The organism is Winslowiella arboricola, assembly GCF_025527015.1.
GTDB classification, from domain to species: domain Bacteria; phylum Pseudomonadota; class Gammaproteobacteria; order Enterobacterales; family Enterobacteriaceae; genus Erwinia; species Erwinia arboricola.
This window is the reverse complement of the sequence record NZ_JAODIM010000041.1, coordinates 218,318-235,514: the sequence shown is the minus strand read 5'-3', so window position 1 is coordinate 235,514 and position 17,197 is coordinate 218,318. Positions and strand designations below refer to the sequence as shown.

Here is a 17,197-nt window from a genome sequence, read left to right as displayed (position 1 = left end):
AAGCAGTGACTTCTCACTTGTCAGCAAGGAGAACAACATGACAAAAGCGCAATCCGGTCTGATCGCAGTTGATAAACAGGGCAGCAACGTGCTGTTTCTTAATCCGCAAACCTTTGCCGTCGAGCAGCAACTTAACGCCTTTCCGCCCCGCCCGCATGAGTTGTTGATCCTGCCGCAGCACAATAAAGCTTATGTGCCGATCTTCGGTGATGGCATCCATGGCGATAATCCCCATCCCGGCCATAAAATCGCGGTTATCGATCTGGTTAAACGCCAGCTCAGTCACTTTATCGATATTCGCCCGCTGGTTTCACCGCATACCGCGCGTCTTGGCAGAGACGGGCGCGTCTATATCTGCTGCGAAAACAGCGCCACAATCCTGGTGATCGACCCGGATACAGACCAGCCGGTTGATCAGATCGCGCTGCCTTCACATAACAGCCATCGCCTGACCATTTTGCCGTCGGGGCGTAAGTTATTCACTGAAAACGAAGAAGATGCCACTATTACAGTGATCGATCTCTGCTCCGCCCATGGCGAAGTGGTGGAGAATATTTTGATGCCGCGGGCGATCAACGGTATTGCCGCCTCATCGCGCTACCCGTATCTGGTGGCTACAGATGCTGAACGGCCACTGCTGTATGTTCTCGATGCGGAGAGTCACCGTATTCGGCATCATCTGCCGCTGCCAGGGCATAAAAAAGCAGCGCAAGTTGCCCGCTTTAGCGAAGATGGTGGACTGCTGGTGGTGATTGGTGACGGTGAACCGATTATCACCCTGTTCGATGGCATGCTGACGCCGCTGAAGCAGATTCATGTCGGCAACAAACCGATGGATGGCTGCTTTAGCCCGGACAATCGCACCCTGCTGATTGCCAATGAAGATGATGGCACGCTAAGCGTGATCGATATCGCCACCGGCAAAGTAATTGCCACGCCATCGGTCGGACGCGGTTGCGAAGTGCTAAGTTATTTTACCCTGAGCTGATAACTGTTTGAGAGGGAGTCAATGAACAACTATAAAGTGGCGGTAATCCCGGGCGACGGCATTGGCGTCGATGTGATCAAAGCAGCCTGGCAGGTGCTGGAGCTGAGCGCGGCAAAGCATCACTTCAGCTTGCAGGGTGAATGGTTTCCCTGGTCCTGTGATTACTATCTCGAACATGGCGAGATGATGCCGCAAGATGGCATCGCCACACTGCGTCAGTTTAATGCCATTCTGCTGGGCGCGGTCGGCTGGCCGCAGCGTGTACCGGATAATGTATCGCTGCATGGTCTGCTGCTGCCGATTCGTAAGCAGTTCGATCTGTTTGCCAATGTGCGTCCGCATCGTCTGTTACCGGGCGTGCGCGGCCCGCTGCGCGAGGAGAACTTCGATATTCTCTGCATCCGCGAAAACACCGAAGGGGAATACAGCGGCGCGGGTGGTCGACTCCATCAAGGCACGCCGCAGGAAGTGGCGGTCGAAACTTCGATTTTCACCCGTCACGGCGTCGGGCGCATTCTGCGTTATGGCTTTGAAGCCGCGCGTCAGCGCAGCGGACGTCTGGCATCGGTGACCAAATCCAATGCCCAGAAATACACCATGGTGATGTGGGATGAGATTACCGACGAAATTGCCAGTGAGTATCCCGATGTCAAGGTGACGCGCTACCATATCGACGCCATTGCCGCGCGTTTTGTGATGCAGCCTGAGTCGCTGGATGTGGTGGTCGCCTCTAATCTGTTTGGCGATATCCTCACCGATCTCGGCGCGGCGATTCAGGGTGGACTGGGATATGCCGCATCGGCCAACCTTAATCCCGATCCGGCTGTGCCATCGATGTTTGAACCGGTACACGGCTCAGCGCCGGATATTGCCGGGCAAAATATCGCTAACCCGATTGCGTCCATCTGGTCAGGCGCATTGATGCTGGATCATCTTGGCGAAAAACAGGCGGCGCAGGGGATTATGCAGGCGCTGGAACAGGTAACGGCGGAAATTCCGTTAAACCAGACACAGAGTACCGCGGCAATTACCGATGCGGTATTGCGCTTAATTTAATGATGACGGCCAGGCGGCTGCGACGTGACTGATCCTCTTAATCGCACGCTGGCGACAACTATGGTTAAATTGCTGACAACCATCGCAAGGAGCATATAATGAATTACACCACGGTTGTTATTGATACCCCACGCCTGATTTTACGCCCCCTTACCCGCGACGACAGCGCCAGCTGGTTCGCCATTATGCGCGATCCGCAGGTGATGAAATATTGGGGACACAAGGTCTGGCGGCAGATCTCGCAGGCTGAACAGGGAATTGTCGCTGATATGGAGGCAATGGCCAGCGGCGAGTATCTGAAGCTGGCGATCACCGCCAAACCGGATAATCAGTGCATAGGTATGTGCATTTTCTTTCATCATCATCAGGGATCGCAGCGCGGTGCCATCGGCTATTGCCTCGCCAGCGAAGCGCAGGGGCGCGGTTATATGACCGAAGCGCTGCAGCATTTTTTCGCCTTTTTGCAGCAACAGATGTCGCTGCGTCGGCTGGAGGCGGATGTTAACCCACACAATCTGGCTTCCGTGCGGATGCTGCAACGGCTGGGCTTTCAGCAGGAAGGGATGATGAGAGAGCGCTGGTGCGTGGAGGGAGTCACCTCTGATTCGCTGCTATTTGGTTTGTTGCTGGATAAACAACAGGAGTGAGTGATGCAGGGACCAACACCTGATACCCCTTTTCCTCTGGCAGGTTTTCCTCAGCTCTGCTTTCTGAAAAATGTGGTGAATAATCCGCAAATTATCATTGGTGATTACAGTTATTACGATGATCCCGATGGTGTGGAAAACTTCGAGCGTAATGTGCTGTACCTGTTTCCCTTTATTGGCGACAAGCTGGTTATAGGCAAGTTTTGCGCGCTGGCTCGCGGCGTAAAATTTATTATGAACGGTGCTAACCATCAGCTTTCCGGTATTTCGACTTATCCGTTCTGGATTTTTGGCCATGGCTGGGAAACCAGTATACCGTCCGCCGGTGAACTGCCGTTTAAAGGCGATACGGTGATCGGCAACGATGTCTGGATTGGTTATGACGCGCTGATTATGCCCGGGATAAAAGTCGGCAATGGAGCGATTATCTCTGCACGCGCGGTGGTGACGCGCGATGTGCCTGCTTATAGCGTCGTGGGTGGCAATCCGGCGCAGGTGATTAAAATGCGCTTTCCAGCGGAGGATATTGCACGACTGGAAGCCTTGAGCTGGTGGGACTGGCCGGCAGAGAAAATCAGCGCCGGCCTGCCACAGATTGTGGCCGGGGATATTGCCGGGCTGGAGCTAATTCGCACCAAGGCGTAGGCGGCGAGAACGCCGCCCCTGCAAGTGAGCTGCGTAGGGGCGGCGTTCTCGCCGCCCGCGGTCTATACCTGATCCAGATCCGTTGACAGGGTAATCGCTTTATCGGCTTCCAGATCGGCCAGCCGCTGTTCCAGCGCCGCTTTGATCAGATTGTAGGCGTCGCTGCCCAGCGCCAGGCGATGTGGGGCAGGCGAGCGATCGACACTGGCGATCATCTCACGCACCATCTTTTTCGCGTCGCCGATCCATGGAAAAGGCTGATGCAGCAGATGCCCAGGGGTGCCGTCATATTCCGCCATCGCTTCTGCCATCACCAGCCCGCGGTCACGGAAACCGGTGTTTGCGGTGCCCGGTTCAATCAGGGTAAATTCAATATTAAAGCCGCGCACTTCCTCGCGTACCGCTTCAATAAATCCTTCAATCGCCCATTTGGTGGTGTGATAAAGGCTCAGGCCGGGGAAGACAATTTGTCCGCCCATCGAAGAGATTTGCAGAATGCGGCCACCGCCCTGGCGACGCAGATGCGGCAGCACGGCCCGCGTCACCTGAATCGAGCCAATCACATTGGTGTTAATTTGTTGCACGATCTGCTCATCGCTTAGCTCTTCGGCCGCGCCGCCGAGGCCGTAACCGGCGTTACTGACAATAACATCAATTCGCCCCAGTTCATTAAAGGCGCGCTTAATCACCGCATGTACCGCCGCGGTATCCGTTACATCCAGCGCCGCAACCCATAACCTCTTGCCATAGCGCTGTTGCAGACCGTCGAGTTGTGCCGGATTACGCAGGGTGGCCGCCACGCGATCGCCGCGTGCCAGCAGGGTTTCAGTCATTTCGCGGCCAAAGCCGGAAGAGGTGCCGGTGATAAACCATGTTCTGGACATAATCATTTCCTCAGAAGATGTTGAAGGTTTAATCACTTTAAGCCAGTCAAATTGATGCTACTATCCGTCTAATTTCGCATGCGGAAGTGAAAATTAAACATGAATCAGAAGCCCGATCTGAGCTCGCTCACGGCATTCGCCGCGATTGTCTCCCATGCCAGTTTTCGTAAAGCGGCGGATGAACTGGGGATGTCGCCATCTACTCTCAGCCATATGATGCGCACGCTGGAAGAGAAGCTGGGTGTGAGATTACTGCATCGCACCACGCGTAGCGTGTCGCCAACCGAAGCCGGTGACGCGCTGTTTGCCAGCCTGCAGCCGGCGTTACGCGATCTCGATAGCGCTTTAGCGGTGGTGGAGGATTTTCGTCAACATCCGCGCGGTAATTTACGCATTAACGCCAGCGAGATTGCCGCACGTTATCTGCTTAATCATGTTGTTCCACGCTTTTTAGCGCGTTATCCGGATATTTCACTCGATCTGGTGACCGAAGGGCGGCTGATCGATATTGTCAGCGAGCATTTTGATGCCGGTGTGCGGCTGGCGGAAGATGTGCCGCAGGATATGATTGCGGTGCCTTTTGGCGGCAATGCGCAATTTGTGGCGGTTGCTGCGCCACACTATCTGCAGGATAAAACCCCGTTAATCGTGCCGGATGATTTACGCCATCATCAGTGCGTACGTTTTCGCCTGCCGAGCGGCAAGTTATATCGCTGGGAGTTTGCCCGACGCGGCCAGGAGCTGACTATCGCGCCGCAGGGACCGTTGATGCTGGACCATCTTGAGTTAATGGCACAGGCGGCAGCGCAAGGATTGGGCGTGGCTTACGTCCCTTATGCGGTTGCGCAGCCTTATCTGCAACGCGGCGAACTGAATCTGCTGCTGGAGGAGTGGTGCCCGGAAATCCCGGGCATGTGCCTTTACTACCCCGGCCATCGCCATATCCCCGCCGCACTGCGCGCATTTATCGATACGCTGCGCCAGTTTAAATAAAGGGCCGGTTATAGATTGCGGTGCTCCAGTGACGGCTACTGGCGTGTTTCTCCGCCTGCCAGCCGCGTTTGCGCAGCTCGCGGGCAATCATCTTATTCATAATGCCATGCCCGACCAGCAGCACCGTTCCCTGCTCTGACAACGTGATCAGCTGTTGCGCCGCCTGTTTCGCCCGCGCGCTGGCCGATTTAAAGGACTCCACCGAACCGGAATAGCCGCAAAACCACAGCAGCCGCCAGAATGACAACCACAGAGCGGGTGGCAGATGAAAAGCGGAAAAAGGCAGGATAGGCAGCTCGACCTCGCTATACAGCGCGTCGCTGGTGTCAGCCTGCATGCCGAGCTTCTCCAGCGATGAGAGTGCTCGTGGCAGCGTACTGGTGACAATCACATGTGCCTGGCGTGCGATCATCCGGCTGCGATCCGGCGGTAAATCGCTGACCAGCGACAGGTTATACTGTTCGCACCACTGCTCCATCGCCAGCGCCGAGACGCGTGCGGGCGACTGGTGATCGGGTTTACCGTGTCGCATTAAAATAATTGCCATAATTATCAGCCCGTTTTGAAGTCCCTTCAGGGTAGCCGATTGCACCTGACGCTAATATATCCCTCAGGCAGTTTCAGATTGCGCCCCTGTTTTACCGTACTGTCATCTGAATGACATCTGATAATGCGAGAAATAGTCCGCCAGTTGAAGCGCCGGTAAAGCGTCATCCTTAGCGCCAAAGATTAGCATCAGCAGTGCGGAAAAAAAAATCACTGCCTGCATTTGAGTTAAATACTGCTTAACTTACTGATTTTGCGCAATCTCATGTTTTCACGGCAACCTGATTGTGAAGCAAATCTAATAATTAACAGGATCTTTGCTTGCTTTATCTACGCGCGTAGATACAATGCAAGGGTAGTGATAACTCACGGTGCTTGATGTCCAGTCTGCTAAGTGATGGTCCGGTTTGTTTCGCGTTACTTAAGCGATCGGTTAATTTAAAACCGACAGACGCGCAGCAAATTAAAAGATCCTGACACCAGGGAACCCTTTACTGACCTTTCATCATGGCTCAGAAACTGAGCGTCTTTACCGGGGAGTTATCTCTTCGTTAAGAGGAACGATGACCCACGGAAGGGCGCTCTTAAGATCTCCTAACATCAGGGAATTTTTTGAATGACCTCACAACAAGCTGTAGAGCAATCGATTGCAGCAACGCAATCTGCTGCGGATGAAAGACTCACCACTGAAGAAGGGCGCAAAGATTTCTGGCGCGCAACCTTCTCCTGCTGGCTGGGTACCGCAATGGAATATGCCGATTTTGCCCTCTACGGACTTGCCGCCGGTATTATCTTTGGCGACATTTTCTTCCCCGAAGCCACCCCCGCGATGGCATTACTCTCCAGCTTTGCGACCTGGTCGGTTGGCTTTATTGCCCGCCCGATTGGCGCACTGTTCTTTGGCTGGCTCGGCGACCGTAAAGGCCGCAAAGTCGTTATGATCAGCACCATCATTCTGATGGGCGCTTCAACCACCCTGATTGGCCTGATTCCCAGCTATGCCTCAATCGGCGTATGGGCGCCCGCATGTCTGGTGATTCTGCGTTTTTCGCAGGGCTTTGGCGCCGGAGCGGAGCTTTCTGGCGGGACGGTGATGCTTGGCGAGTATGCGCCGGTTGAACGACGCGGACTGGTCTCGTCGGTGATTGCTCTCGGTTCCAACAGCGGCACCTTACTGGCATCGCTGGTGTGGCTGCTGGTGGTGCAGATGGATCAGCAGCAGCTGCAGGATTGGGGATGGCGTATTCCGTTCCTCTGTAGTTCGCTGATCGCGCTGACTGCACTGTGGATCCGCCGTAATTTGCGTGAAACACCGGTGTTTGAGCGCAAAAAAGCGCAACTCGAAGCGCAACGTGCTCAGACGCTCAATACCCATCCGCCGGTCGCCGATACCCGTAGCTTCTGGCAGCGCAGTAAAGCGTTCTGGATTATGGTCGGTCTGCGTATCGGTGAGAACGGCCCGTCGTATCTGGCGCAGGGTTTTATCGTCGGTTATGTGGCGAAAGTGCTGATGGTCGATAAATCGGTGCCGACCACCGCGGTGTTTATCGCCTCACTGCTCGGTTTCCTGATTATTCCGCTGGCGGGCTGGCTGTCGGATCGTTTTGGTCGCCGCATTACCTATCGTTGCTTCTGCCTGTTACTGATTATCTACGCCTGGCCTGCCTTTACGTTGCTCGACAGCCGCGAGCCAATGATCGTGATCCCGACTATTGTTACAGGTATGGCATTAGCCTCATTGGGGATATTTGGTGTGCAGGCGGCATGGGGCGTTGAGATGTTTGGCGTCCATCATCGCTATACCAAAATGGCGGTGGCCAAAGAGCTGGGTTCGATTTTATCTGGCGGCACCGCACCGCTGATTGCCGCCGCGATGCTCTCCTTTACCGGTCACTGGTGGCCGATTGCGATTTACTTCTCAGCGATGGCGACTATCGGTTTTCTGACCACCTTTGTGGCGCCGGAAACCCGCGGTCGCGACCTTAATCTCCCTGAGGATGCTATCTGAGACCTGCGATTTATTGTTAGCGCAGATGTAAGTTGCCATCAGGCTGGCCGGGCATTGTCCGGCTGGCATTTTGTCTTTTATGTATCAACCAGCAGGTAAAGTATTGGCCAAACAGCACCCAAAACGCGTGACTCGCGCAGATGTCGCCAGAATTGCCGGAACTTCCGTTGCGGTTGTGAGTTATGTCATCAATAACGGCCCACGTCCGGTGGCCGAAGCAACGCGTCAGCGGGTGCTGGAGGCGATTACGCAGACCGGCTATCGCCCTAACACGATTGCCCGCGCACTGGCGTCGGGCAGCACGAAAAGTTACGGCTTAGTGGTGCCGAATATCTCAAATCCTTTTGTGGCCGCCATGGCGCATGCGCTGATTCAGGAAGCACTGAATGAGGAGATGGTGATTCTGCTGGGGGATGCCGGTGATGATTGTCGTCGCGAGCTGGAACTGATTCACAACCTGTTAAATCGTCAGGTTGATGGCCTGTTTTATTACAGCGTCGATCGCCATCCCTATATTGATCTGATCAAAGCCAGCGGCACGCCATTAGTGATGCTGGACCGGGTCGATCCGGCACTGCAGGTCAGTATGTTGCGGGTCGATGAACGCGCCGCTGCGCGCCTGGTGACGGAACATTTACTCAGTCATGGTTATCGTGATGTCGGTATTATCCGCGGCCCGGACGATATGCTTAACGCACAAGACCGCATTAACGGCTGGCGCGACGCGATGGAGAGCCACGGTCTGGAGATTCATCAGCAGTGGATTTTCCCGACACGCTATACCCGTGAAGGTGGCTATGAAGCCACATTGCAGATGTTGCAGGGCGACACGCTGCCACGCGCGCTGTTTGTCAGTAACGAAGGACAGGCGATTGGCTGTATTCGTGCGTTACAGGAACACAATATTCGCGTACCAGAGCAGATAGCGCTGGTGTGCTTTAACGGAACCGATCAGTCAGCGTTTATGGTGCCAGCGCTGACGACCGTGCGTCAGCCGATTCGGGTGATGGCGAAAACGGCCATTGAAATGCTGAAAGCATGGAATGGCGAGGCAATGCTGCGTGAGGTATCTCATCAGCTGGAAATAGGCGAATCCTGCGGCTGTACGCTGGCTCCAGCACTAAGCGCCAGAAAATAAAGATAATAACTAATGAAACGTTTAATTATTGATTGCGATCCGGGGAATGGCATCGCAGGTGCAAATGTTGATGATGGTCTGGCTCTCGCGCTGGCGATGGCTTCGCCGGATATCTCGCTGGAGCTGATTACGATTGTCGCCGGTAACACGCCAGTGGAGGTGGGCTATGGCGTGGCGCAGGATCTGGTGGCGCGTTTAGGGCTGACGATTCCGGTGCATAAAGGTGAAAGCCAGGCGCTGCGGGAACCGGCTGAACCCTGGCGACAGGCGCTGGATCAGCGCGTGCATCAGCTGAAGCTGGCGCATCTGTGGCATGGCGTGCGTCAGCCACTGCCGCAGGTGGCGCCGCAGCAGGATGCGATCGATGCCATCGGCCAGCTGATTTGCGACAATCCGGGGGAGATCACGCTGGTGGCGATTGGTCCGCTGACTAACGTGGCGCGTGCGATGCAGCGTTATCCGCAACTGGCGGAGTCGGTGGCTGAAATAGCAATTATGGGCGGCGTATTTGCCCTTGATGACTATCTGAAAGATACCAATTTTGGTCTCGATCCGGAGGCGGCGCATCAGGTGCTGAACAGCGGCGCGGCGATTACGCTGGTGCCGATGGATGTCACCACCCAGACATTGATGACCCATCAGGATCTCGACCGCATTGCGAAGATCGATAAACCACTGGCGCGCTTTGTGACGGAAACGTTCCGCCCATGGATTGATTACTCGATTAAAACACGCAATCTGCCCGGTTGCTGGATCCATGATGCGCTGGTGGTTGCCTGGTTGCTGAATCAACGGGTCGCCACCGCCAGCGATTATCTGGTGGATGTTGAACTGCATGCCGGACCAACGCGCGGTAAATCGTGGCGTTATCGTCATCCATTACGTGTAACGGTGGGCATCGAGCAGTCGGCAGGCGGTCTGGTGCATGTGCTGCAAAGCGTGGATAACCAGCTGCTGTTAAGCATGCTGGAACAGGCGCTGGCGGCATCGGAATTTTAAAATAAACGGATCGGGGCGGCGTGAAACCGTGAGTCCGGCAGGTGCAAACCCTCGCCGCCCATATAAGTTAACTTCTTGCGCTTTTATACCAGCGTAACCCGTCAATCAGCAAAAACAGCAGCAGGCTAATGCCCATCAGCGGCAGACTGAAAGCCAGCGCCACGCCGATCACCGCCAGCAAGAAACGCAGACTCAGACTTAACTTGCGCCAGCCGTAAATCAGCGTATCCGCCGGATTAGCCTGCTGTTTAATCGCCGGACGACGCAGCCACCACATACGATAGCCCAGTACCGTCATTACGCACAGCCCGATACCAAACAGCGCCAGCAGCAGCTGATTCGCCACGCCGAACAACACCCCCATATGGGCATCCACGCCCCAGCGTGTCAGTTTTGCCAGTAAACCAAATTGGGCGAACTCAACTTTATCCACCAGCTGAAAGTTATGTGGATTGATGGACACCGCATCGACCTGTGTTGGCCAGCTGCGATCGATTTCGGACACCACCCAGGCTTTATCAGCACTGTACGCCGGACGAATCTCAACTTTACCGGCATCAATATTTGCCTCGCGCGCACTGGCCAGCACCGCATCAAATTGCGCTGGCGTGACCGTGGTTGCGGCCGCCTGATGAGCCATCATCGCCATATGACCGGCATGGTGTTCCGCATGTTCATCCATTGGCATCATTGGCTGACCGCCGCCGAGCGTGGTATTCACCGCTGGCGTCAACCAGCCAAAGTGGGCGCGCATCTGCGCGATATTATTACCCGCCCAGTTCGACCAGGTTAAACCGGTGGCGGAGAAAAATACCAATCCGAGCAGCAGTACCAGCCCCAGTGTGGTGTGCCAGTGGCGCTGGCGCAGAAAGCGCGCGCTCTTTGACTGGCGGCGCGCGCTTGCTGTGCGGCGTGGCGTGCGGCTGAACGCCCATAGCGCGACGCCACCGAGCGCGGCGATCCATAGCCAGCTGGCGGCCAGCTCGCTATAGTTGCGGCCAATATCGCCCAGCAGCAGATTGCGATGCAGATAGTCGAGCCAGGTACGAAACGGCAGCACGCCGCTGGTGCCATACACCCGCAGTTCGCCACGGATCGCCAGCGTTTTCGGGTCGACAAATACCGCATGGGTTTCCGATGCAGCGGCCTGCGCATCACGAAACATCACGCGGGTGGTCTCGCCTGAGGCAGGCGCAGGTCTGACTGCGACAATTTGCGCATCGCTGCCCAGATAGTCAATGGCGCGGCTCACCTGCTGCGACAGCGGGCGATCTTCGCCAGTTGATGGGGTAAACAGCTGCTGCGCATAGAGATGGTTTTCCAGCTGTGGCGTCAGCACGTACAGGGTGCCGGTCAGGGCGGCGATAAAAATAAAAGGTCCAATAAACAGGCCGATATAGAAATGCAGGCGACGCAACAGATGTACCAACGCCTGGCTGTTTTGACCTGTTTCGGCGCGCGCGGCTGGCGCGGCCGGGATAATTTTTTCCGACATAAAGGTTCCTTTGCCCATAGCAGGCAGGTGCAGATACCTGACGCCATTGGCGCCAGGTTAATAATTCCAGTGATTTCAGCGGTTCAGTGTCGGAAAGGGCGGCGCGCGTGAGCGATAATGAATGGGAACAAAAATAGCGATAAACAGCGGCTCCGGCTCAGGCTGCGGCAACGCCGCAGCCTGTAGCAGCGTCCAGAGTTCGGGCAGGTTACTCAGGTTAAGCGGCAGATGGATCAGCAATACGCAGTAGCCACAAGCGCTGTCGTCCATCATGCTCATCGGATGGTGTGGCGCGGACATCGAAGGGTCAGCAGAGGCCATCGTATGTGGCATATCGGCCATCGCCATCTCACCATGGTGCGACATCATCATCGGCATTTCGCCGCCACGCGCCTGCGCCAGTGACTTCGAGATCACCGGTGCAATAAACAGTAGCAGCATCGCAAACAGGCCAAGCCATGCGGGCAGGCGGCTGCGCGAGGTATAAATCCGAATCAGTGACACCGGGAACCTGCAGATAATTTCAACGCGGGGATTGTAGCCGAATCGGCCACAGATGTTGCAAAAGATTGCCTTGAATAAGTTTTTCTCAGCTTCAGGCCGGGCGAGCAGTGGCTCGCCCGGTTACGTTCTTATTGCGGTGGCTGGCAGACATCGATCCATTTGGCTTCAGTCAGCTCCGCCATCTGCTGTGGCGAGATGCGTACTGCGCTGTAAATCGCACCGGCAGCAGGCAACACTTCCGTGAATCCCTGCAGCGACACATCACAATAGACCTGCAACGGATTTTCCAGTCCAAACGGGCAGACGCCGCCAACCGGATGGCCGGTCCAGTTGACCACTTCATCAGTGCTTAGCATGCGGGCTTTGGCGCCCAGCGCCTGTTTTAATTTGCGGTTATCAAGACGTGCATCACCACGCGTCACAATCAAAATCACCCGATCTTTGACTTTCAGCGACAGCGTTTTGGCAATCTGGCCGGGCGTGACGTGGTGGGCTCTTGCCGCAAGGGCGACGGTTGCCGTGCTCTCTGCCAGCTCTATGATATCAATTTCGGGGGCACGCTCGGCAAAGAACTGCCGCACAGACTCAAGGCTCATGCTTATCTCCACAATTTAGCAGCTGATAAAGCTGCCACAATGGCTGAGGTCTGTAAACGGCTGGAGAAAGGAAAATGTGTCAGTAAATAACAGTCGGGAAGTCAGGTGCACTTTAACGTGCAATCACCACAACGCTGGACGTCGGGCACACGATAACGCTGGCAGCAGCTACGGCGCTGCATCGCGCCTTCACGCGGGATCATGGTGCGGTACAGTGGGTTATCGGAACCATCAAGCAATTCGCGGCTAAAAAACAGCGCATGTTCCAGAGTGACTCTGGTCTCTTTATCGATTAATGGCTGCAGGTTGCCAAGAAACCAGTGCATCAGATAGCCGGTATTGTTCCAGATCAGTCTGGCATTTATCGCGCCATGCTGTTCGATAGCCGCCACCACCGGTTGCAGATGGCGCTGAATCAGGCGGTCGATACGCTGGTGGGCGTTGAGATAACGTGCGTCTTTGTCTTCATGTACCTCAAGCCAGTAGCAGGCGGGGCGGCCAGTTTCATGAAATTCAATGCGGAAATGGTGCGGGGAACAATCCAGCGCGCGGGGTTCCAGCAGCAGTGACATCATCATCGGCGGAACAATCAGTCCGAAATACCACTGCGCCCACAATGACTGCAACGGCTTCGCTTCACGGGCCATCTGCGAGTGATTGCAGTAGAGGTGATCGCCATAGTGCTGACAGAGGGTATGGAAGCAGTCACTTTGCGACCACTGATCCAGCGTCATCGCCGCCGCGGGCGCGCTTTGGTCCAGCTTCAGGCTGTCGAGGAAGTAATCCCGCTCCGCGCTGAACAGCGCATGCAGCCTGTTGCCCAGCGCATTGCCACTTTGCAAAAAGATCACTGGCAGTGAAGCATACTCATCGGCCTGACGCGTAGTGATTGCCATGGACATCCTGGGTTTAGGAAACAAAGTTACGAAAACAAATGATAATCGTTCGTAATTCTATCCAGGTTATCAGGCGCAGGCAAGGCGGGAGAGCGCGATTATTGCTCTATTTACCTTCATTTACCCCTGGTTTTTATCTGGTTAAAGCCGGTGATTAGTCCTGATAATTAATTAATTTTAGTTAACTGATATTTTGGCGTAATGGCGTACTAAATAGATCGATTCAGTCAAATTAAATACCAATCAATCGGCTAATTTGTCAAAAGCTTGTGTTAACTGATTTAGTTGAAAGCTAAAGTATTACCTTTATTAAACACTGAGTGGTGGTAAACGAGGAAATAACCAGAAAAGCGCAGGGGTAAGTTAAATAGATGTGCGGGATAATTAATGCGGAAATAGTAGCCCCGCGTGGGGGCTAATTTGAGTTAAATAGCATCTGCGGGCTGAGCACTGGATGTTTTCGGCAAGTCTTCCCAACAGAGAATAGTATTACGGCCGCGATTTTTTGCCACATACAACGCGCGATCGGCATGGGCCAGCGCCTGCTCAAAATCATCAGCAAATAGCGGGGCAATACCGGCGCTGATGGTAACGTGGGTGGCCACCCGTTCGTTGAAGCGATGCGGAATCTCTAAATTCAGTACGTATTGCCGGATACGCTCGGCCAGCTTTAACGCAATCGAGGCATTAACGTTAGTCAGCAGCACCAGAAACTCTTCGCCGCCATAGCGGGTGACAATATCGCGCGATCGCACCGCATCGCGGATAGCCACTGACACGCGTGCCAGCGCCTGGTCACCCATCGCATGACCATAATTGTCGTTATAAGCCTTAAAATGGTCGATATCCAGCAGCAGCACAAAGTGGCTGCCGGAATGGTTCTCCAGCACGCTTTCAAGGCGGTTTTTCAGGCCACGCCGGTTATACAGGCCGGTCAGTGGATCGAGCATACTCAGGTCGCTGTAGGTCTGTTTCTCTTCATACAGCTGATACATCAGGCGACGGGTAAACTCATCGCTACGCCGGCGTAAAAAGTGCAGCAGAGTAAAGCCAGCCAGCGGCAGGGCAATGGTCGACAGTATCAGCGTCAGATTGTGGCCGTTGTCGAGGATCAGCACTGTCAGTGCCGGCGGCGCGGTATGCAGGCAGAATGCGGACAGATGATCGCTGAGAGCAATCGCACAAATAAAGAACACGCTGATCAGGCTGATCGGTAAGTAGCTGGCATTAAAATAGAATACCAGCTGATGCTTAACGGAAATATGCCAGGCCCAGAGTATTCCTGTTATTAATGCCGCACTATTAAGTTGGGATAATTTGACTTTTGGCCTGAATAAAATCCAGACGAATAACGCCACACTCAGGCACGGGATAAGCACCGTCGGCAGGAGTATCTGCGATGTAAAGACATAACTGGCATTGAACAAAATGAAGAGCGATGTGACCATGTTTAAAAAAAGAAAAAACATCATCGTCAGGCGATATTTGCTGTGTAGCAATTCGTCATAAGTTTGTAATTTCATATTATTTACTCGCTGCGGCCCTGAAATATCAAAGCGCTAAATCTGACATTCGATTTTATTATTCGGTCAGGAATAGTTTGTGGCAGTTATTATGTTGTTTTTTTTGAATGCTGAACGAGCCAATCTAGCACTTTACACCTGCTCTGTCATCCTCAGGCACAAAGTCTCAACAATCTTGCTGCAGAATGAAAAAAATTATCATATGCTATTGGTTATCATTATCATCTTAGGGTTGTGACGATGTTAGTGGCGATAGCAACCGCGTGTGGATTATGGGGAGTGAGCTGGATGTTGGGAAAACGACTGGATAGCGCCTGGGGCGTGCTGCTGCCTTGCGCCATGATCCCGGTAATGGCGTTAATGGAACTCTCATTTTCGCAATGGCGTCTGCTGATGGTGATTGCGCTGCTGGCAACGGTAAGCATGCTCTACCATAAGCGTCTGCGGCATTATCTGCTGCTGCCTTCCTGTATTGCGTTAGCAGGCTGCGTAATGGCGATTTCGCTGAAGTTTGCTGTCTGGTAAGTGGGGATTAAAACAGAAAGAGAGAGAATAACCGGGAAGGCAGTAAGCCTGTTTGCAGAAAGTGAGCGTTTACAACTGGTGCGAAGAGAGGGACTTGAACCCTCACGTCCGTTAGGACACTAACACCTGAAGCTAGCGCGTCTACCAATTCCGCCACCTTCGCATCTTCGTTGTCATACGCTTATCGCTGCATTTGGTGCGAAGAGAGGGACTTGAACCCTCACGTCCGTTAGGACACTAACACCTGAAGCTAGCGCGTCTACCAATTCCGCCACCTTCGCGCAAATGCAAAGCAATACATGGTTGTTGGTGCGAAGAGAGGGACTTGAACCCTCACGTCCGTTAAGACACTAACACCTGAAGCTAGCGCGTCTACCAATTCCGCCACCTTCGCATACCCACAATACGGTTTATTGTATTGCAACCACGGAGGCGCATTCTAGAGATTTTACCGGGCACGTCAACAGATATTTCATCGCCATGGAATGATTGCCGGAAAAAGCGACATATCCATGACGATAAGCTGAATCAGTAAGTTGCAAAGCTGCGGGCGACCCGCAGCCGGCAAATTAACGTTTTGCCCGGGCGCCTGCACCCATCACTGCACGGTAAACCTTAAAGCGTCCGGTTTGCGCCAATACTTCATGGCTGCCGAAGATTTCATCCAGCAGTTTTGGATAAGGCAGGAAGGCGTTAGCCACAATACGCAGCTCGCCGCCGCTGTTCAGATGTTTTACCGCACCACGAATCAGCGTTTGTGCCGCATCAAGGCTGGTTTGCATGCCTTCATGGAATGGCGGGTTAGAAATAATCATATCAAAACGCCCGGTAACATCGGAGTAAACGTTACTGGCAAACACTTCACCTTCCAGCTGGTTGGCCGCCAGCGTCGCTTTGCTGGCGGCAATCGCCGATGCACTGACATCCGTCAGCCACAGACGTACGCGCGGCGACTGGCTGGCCAGCACGGTCGATAACACGCCGGTGCCGCAGCCAATATCCAGCACTTTGCCGCGCATATGCGGGCTAAAGGTCGACAGCAGCAGATCGCTGCCGATATCCAGTCCGTCACGGCTGAACACGCCCGGCAGGGTTTTAATGGTGAAATCGTCGAGGGCGTATTCACCCCAGAAGCTTTCCGCATCAAAATCTGGCTGACGGTCGAGACTACCGTGATAAAGGCCACAGCGACGCGCGCTGTCAATTTTGCTCATGGTAGCCCACGGCTCAAGCATCTGCTCTGCGCTACGTACGCCGCTACGGTTTTCGCCGATGACAAAAATATCGCAGCCCACCGGCAGCAGTGACAGCAGGTTTTGCAGCTGGAACAGCGCTTCCGGCTTGTTTTTCGACCAGTAGTAGATCAGGGTATCGCAGTCAGTCACCATCTCAGCACTGGCCACCAGGCTGTATTGCGCGCGCTCACCCATCGTCCGGCTGAGGTTCTGCCAGTGATGATATTGCTGGGTATGAACTTTGCTGAGAGCAGTCTCCAGTTGAGCGGGCAGGTCATCCTGCAGGTCACCGGCAAACAGCACGCGGCGTTCAATAAATTCATCACTGTGGCGCAGAATTACTTCACTGGCCGGGGAAAAAGCGGACATCGGATGGCTCCTTACTAATCAGAGCAGGGATTATACAGAAAGTGTTAGCTGATGCAGCAACCAAACGCAGGGAGGGCGCGGGGAAGTTGGCGCATATTCTTCGGGTTTGTTAGCATAGCGACGCAATCGGGCGACCAGACGGGAAAAAAA

Annotated in this window: 17 protein-coding genes and 3 tRNA genes; 9 read left to right on the top strand and 11 right to left on the bottom strand. The window is 54.2% G+C overall.

The features are described from left to right. The first annotated feature begins 37 nt into the window (after positions 1–37). The 4 genes from N5923_RS12845 to N5923_RS12830 all read left to right on the top strand — a co-directional run bounded on the left by N5923_RS12845 (position 38) and on the right by N5923_RS12830 (position 3,336). Entirely contained in the window at positions 38–988 is a 951-nt protein-coding gene (locus N5923_RS12845) for a YncE family protein (RefSeq protein ID WP_267143034.1), read from the top strand. A gap of 21 nt (positions 989–1,009) precedes the next feature. After that, a complete protein-coding gene (locus N5923_RS12840; RefSeq protein WP_267143035.1) occupies positions 1,010–2,044 on the top strand; it encodes a tartrate dehydrogenase in 1,035 nt (344 codons plus the stop codon). 98 nt (positions 2,045–2,142) lie between these two features. Continuing rightward, positions 2,143–2,691, top strand: a complete 549-nt coding sequence (locus N5923_RS12835) for a GNAT family N-acetyltransferase (RefSeq protein WP_267143036.1) — start codon at positions 2,143–2,145, stop codon at positions 2,689–2,691. A gap of 3 nt (positions 2,692–2,694) precedes the next feature. Then, on the top strand, positions 2,695–3,336 hold the full coding sequence (locus N5923_RS12830) for a CatB-related O-acetyltransferase (protein ID WP_267143037.1): 642 nt from the start codon (positions 2,695–2,697) through the stop codon (positions 3,334–3,336). Between the two features lie 62 nt (positions 3,337–3,398). On the opposite strand, the gene N5923_RS12825 is transcribed toward N5923_RS12830, so the two are convergent. Then, positions 3,399–4,220 (bottom strand): SDR family oxidoreductase, encoded by an 822-nt coding sequence (locus tag N5923_RS12825; protein WP_267141368.1) that lies wholly within the window; start codon positions 4,218–4,220, stop codon positions 3,399–3,401. A gap of 99 nt (positions 4,221–4,319) precedes the next feature. Here N5923_RS12825 and N5923_RS12820 point away from each other — a divergent pair, with 99 nt between their 5' ends. Next, a complete protein-coding gene (locus N5923_RS12820; RefSeq protein ID WP_267141367.1) occupies positions 4,320–5,213 on the top strand; it encodes a LysR family transcriptional regulator in 894 nt (297 codons plus the stop codon). Here N5923_RS12820 and N5923_RS12815 read toward each other — a convergent pair. Next, positions 5,206–5,760, bottom strand: a complete 555-nt coding sequence (locus N5923_RS12815; protein ID WP_267141366.1) for a histidine phosphatase family protein — start codon at positions 5,758–5,760, stop codon at positions 5,206–5,208. The genes N5923_RS12820 and N5923_RS12815 overlap by 8 nt on opposite strands. Positions 5,761–6,375: 615 nt before the next feature. Here N5923_RS12815 and N5923_RS12810 point away from each other — a divergent pair. From N5923_RS12810 to N5923_RS12800, 3 genes are all read left to right on the top strand, one after another. Continuing rightward, a complete protein-coding gene (locus N5923_RS12810) occupies positions 6,376–7,767 on the top strand; it encodes an MFS transporter (RefSeq protein WP_267141365.1) in 1,392 nt (463 codons plus the stop codon). Between the two features lie 103 nt (positions 7,768–7,870). Then, a complete protein-coding gene (locus tag N5923_RS12805) occupies positions 7,871–8,905 on the top strand; it encodes a LacI family DNA-binding transcriptional regulator (protein ID WP_267141364.1) in 1,035 nt (344 codons plus the stop codon). 12 nt (positions 8,906–8,917) lie between these two features. After that, on the top strand, positions 8,918–9,904 hold the full coding sequence (locus tag N5923_RS12800) for a nucleoside hydrolase (protein ID WP_267141363.1): 987 nt from the start codon (positions 8,918–8,920) through the stop codon (positions 9,902–9,904). Between the two features lie 67 nt (positions 9,905–9,971). Here the strand turns inward: N5923_RS12800 and N5923_RS12795 are convergent, their stop codons facing one another. The 5 genes from N5923_RS12795 to N5923_RS12775 all read right to left on the bottom strand — a co-directional run bounded on the left by N5923_RS12795 (position 9,972) and on the right by N5923_RS12775 (position 14,918). Next, positions 9,972–11,399 (bottom strand): PepSY-associated TM helix domain-containing protein, encoded by a 1,428-nt coding sequence (locus N5923_RS12795; RefSeq protein ID WP_267141362.1) that lies wholly within the window; start codon positions 11,397–11,399, stop codon positions 9,972–9,974. 75 nt (positions 11,400–11,474) lie between these two features. Further along, entirely contained in the window at positions 11,475–11,903 is a 429-nt protein-coding gene (locus tag N5923_RS12790; protein WP_267141361.1) for a DUF2946 domain-containing protein, read from the bottom strand. A 128-nt stretch (positions 11,904–12,031) separates the two neighbouring features. Then, positions 12,032–12,499: a YbaK/EbsC family protein gene (locus N5923_RS12785; RefSeq protein ID WP_267141360.1), complete on the bottom strand. Its 468-nt coding sequence runs from the start codon at positions 12,497–12,499 to the stop codon at positions 12,032–12,034. A 101-nt stretch (positions 12,500–12,600) separates the two neighbouring features. Continuing rightward, positions 12,601–13,395 carry a siderophore-iron reductase FhuF gene (gene fhuF / locus N5923_RS12780; RefSeq protein WP_267141359.1) on the bottom strand — a complete coding sequence of 265 codons (795 nt, stop codon included), beginning with the start codon at positions 13,393–13,395 and terminating at the stop codon, positions 12,601–12,603. A 425-nt stretch (positions 13,396–13,820) separates the two neighbouring features. Then, on the bottom strand, positions 13,821–14,918 hold the full coding sequence (locus tag N5923_RS12775; protein ID WP_267141358.1) for a diguanylate cyclase: 1,098 nt from the start codon (positions 14,916–14,918) through the stop codon (positions 13,821–13,823). 240 nt (positions 14,919–15,158) lie between these two features. On the opposite strand from N5923_RS12775, the gene N5923_RS12770 reads away from it, so the two are divergent. Beyond that, a complete protein-coding gene (locus N5923_RS12770; protein WP_267141357.1) occupies positions 15,159–15,443 on the top strand; it encodes a DUF1435 domain-containing protein in 285 nt (94 codons plus the stop codon). Between the two features lie 76 nt (positions 15,444–15,519). On the opposite strand, the gene N5923_RS12765 is transcribed toward N5923_RS12770, so the two are convergent. The 4 genes from N5923_RS12765 to rsmC all read right to left on the bottom strand — a co-directional run bounded on the left by N5923_RS12765 (position 15,520) and on the right by rsmC (position 17,047). Next, positions 15,520–15,606: transfer RNA gene (locus N5923_RS12765), tRNA-Leu, on the bottom strand. Positions 15,607–15,637: 31 nt separating this feature from the next. After that, positions 15,638–15,724 (bottom strand) — tRNA-Leu (locus N5923_RS12760). Between the two features lie 26 nt (positions 15,725–15,750). Then, a tRNA-Leu gene (locus N5923_RS12755) sits at positions 15,751–15,837 on the bottom strand. Positions 15,838–16,012: 175 nt separating this feature from the next. Further along, positions 16,013–17,047 carry a 16S rRNA (guanine(1207)-N(2))-methyltransferase RsmC gene (gene rsmC / locus N5923_RS12750; RefSeq protein WP_267141356.1) on the bottom strand — a complete coding sequence of 345 codons (1,035 nt, stop codon included), beginning with the start codon at positions 17,045–17,047 and terminating at the stop codon, positions 16,013–16,015. Positions 17,048–17,197: the final 150 nt, after the last annotated feature.

Bases quoted from the DNA above. Each gene is read 5' to 3' on its own strand.
- N5923_RS12845 (WP_267143034.1), top strand. From the start codon at position 38: ATGACAAAAGCGCAATCCGGTCTGATCGCAGTTGATAAACAGGGCAGC.
- N5923_RS12785 (WP_267141360.1), bottom strand. From the start codon at position 12,499: ATGAGCCTTGAGTCTGTGCGGCAGTTCTTTGCCGAGCGTGCCCCCGAA.
- N5923_RS12795 (WP_267141362.1), bottom strand. From the start codon at position 11,399: ATGTCGGAAAAAATTATCCCGGCCGCGCCAGCCGCGCGCGCCGAAACA.
- N5923_RS12830 (WP_267143037.1), top strand. From the start codon at position 2,695: ATGCAGGGACCAACACCTGATACCCCTTTTCCTCTGGCAGGTTTTCCT.
- fhuF (WP_267141359.1), bottom strand. From the start codon at position 13,395: ATGGCAATCACTACGCGTCAGGCCGATGAGTATGCTTCACTGCCAGTG.
- N5923_RS12770 (WP_267141357.1), top strand. From the start codon at position 15,159: ATGTTAGTGGCGATAGCAACCGCGTGTGGATTATGGGGAGTGAGCTGG.
- N5923_RS12840 (WP_267143035.1), top strand. From the start codon at position 1,010: ATGAACAACTATAAAGTGGCGGTAATCCCGGGCGACGGCATTGGCGTC.
- N5923_RS12800 (WP_267141363.1), top strand. From the start codon at position 8,918: ATGAAACGTTTAATTATTGATTGCGATCCGGGGAATGGCATCGCAGGT.
- N5923_RS12775 (WP_267141358.1), bottom strand. From the start codon at position 14,918: ATGAAATTACAAACTTATGACGAATTGCTACACAGCAAATATCGCCTG.
- N5923_RS12835 (WP_267143036.1), top strand. From the start codon at position 2,143: ATGAATTACACCACGGTTGTTATTGATACCCCACGCCTGATTTTACGC.
- N5923_RS12815 (WP_267141366.1), bottom strand. From the start codon at position 5,760: ATGGCAATTATTTTAATGCGACACGGTAAACCCGATCACCAGTCGCCC.
- N5923_RS12820 (WP_267141367.1), top strand. From the start codon at position 4,320: ATGAATCAGAAGCCCGATCTGAGCTCGCTCACGGCATTCGCCGCGATT.
- N5923_RS12810 (WP_267141365.1), top strand. From the start codon at position 6,376: ATGACCTCACAACAAGCTGTAGAGCAATCGATTGCAGCAACGCAATCT.
- N5923_RS12825 (WP_267141368.1), bottom strand. From the start codon at position 4,220: ATGTCCAGAACATGGTTTATCACCGGCACCTCTTCCGGCTTTGGCCGC.
- rsmC (WP_267141356.1), bottom strand. From the start codon at position 17,047: ATGTCCGCTTTTTCCCCGGCCAGTGAAGTAATTCTGCGCCACAGTGAT.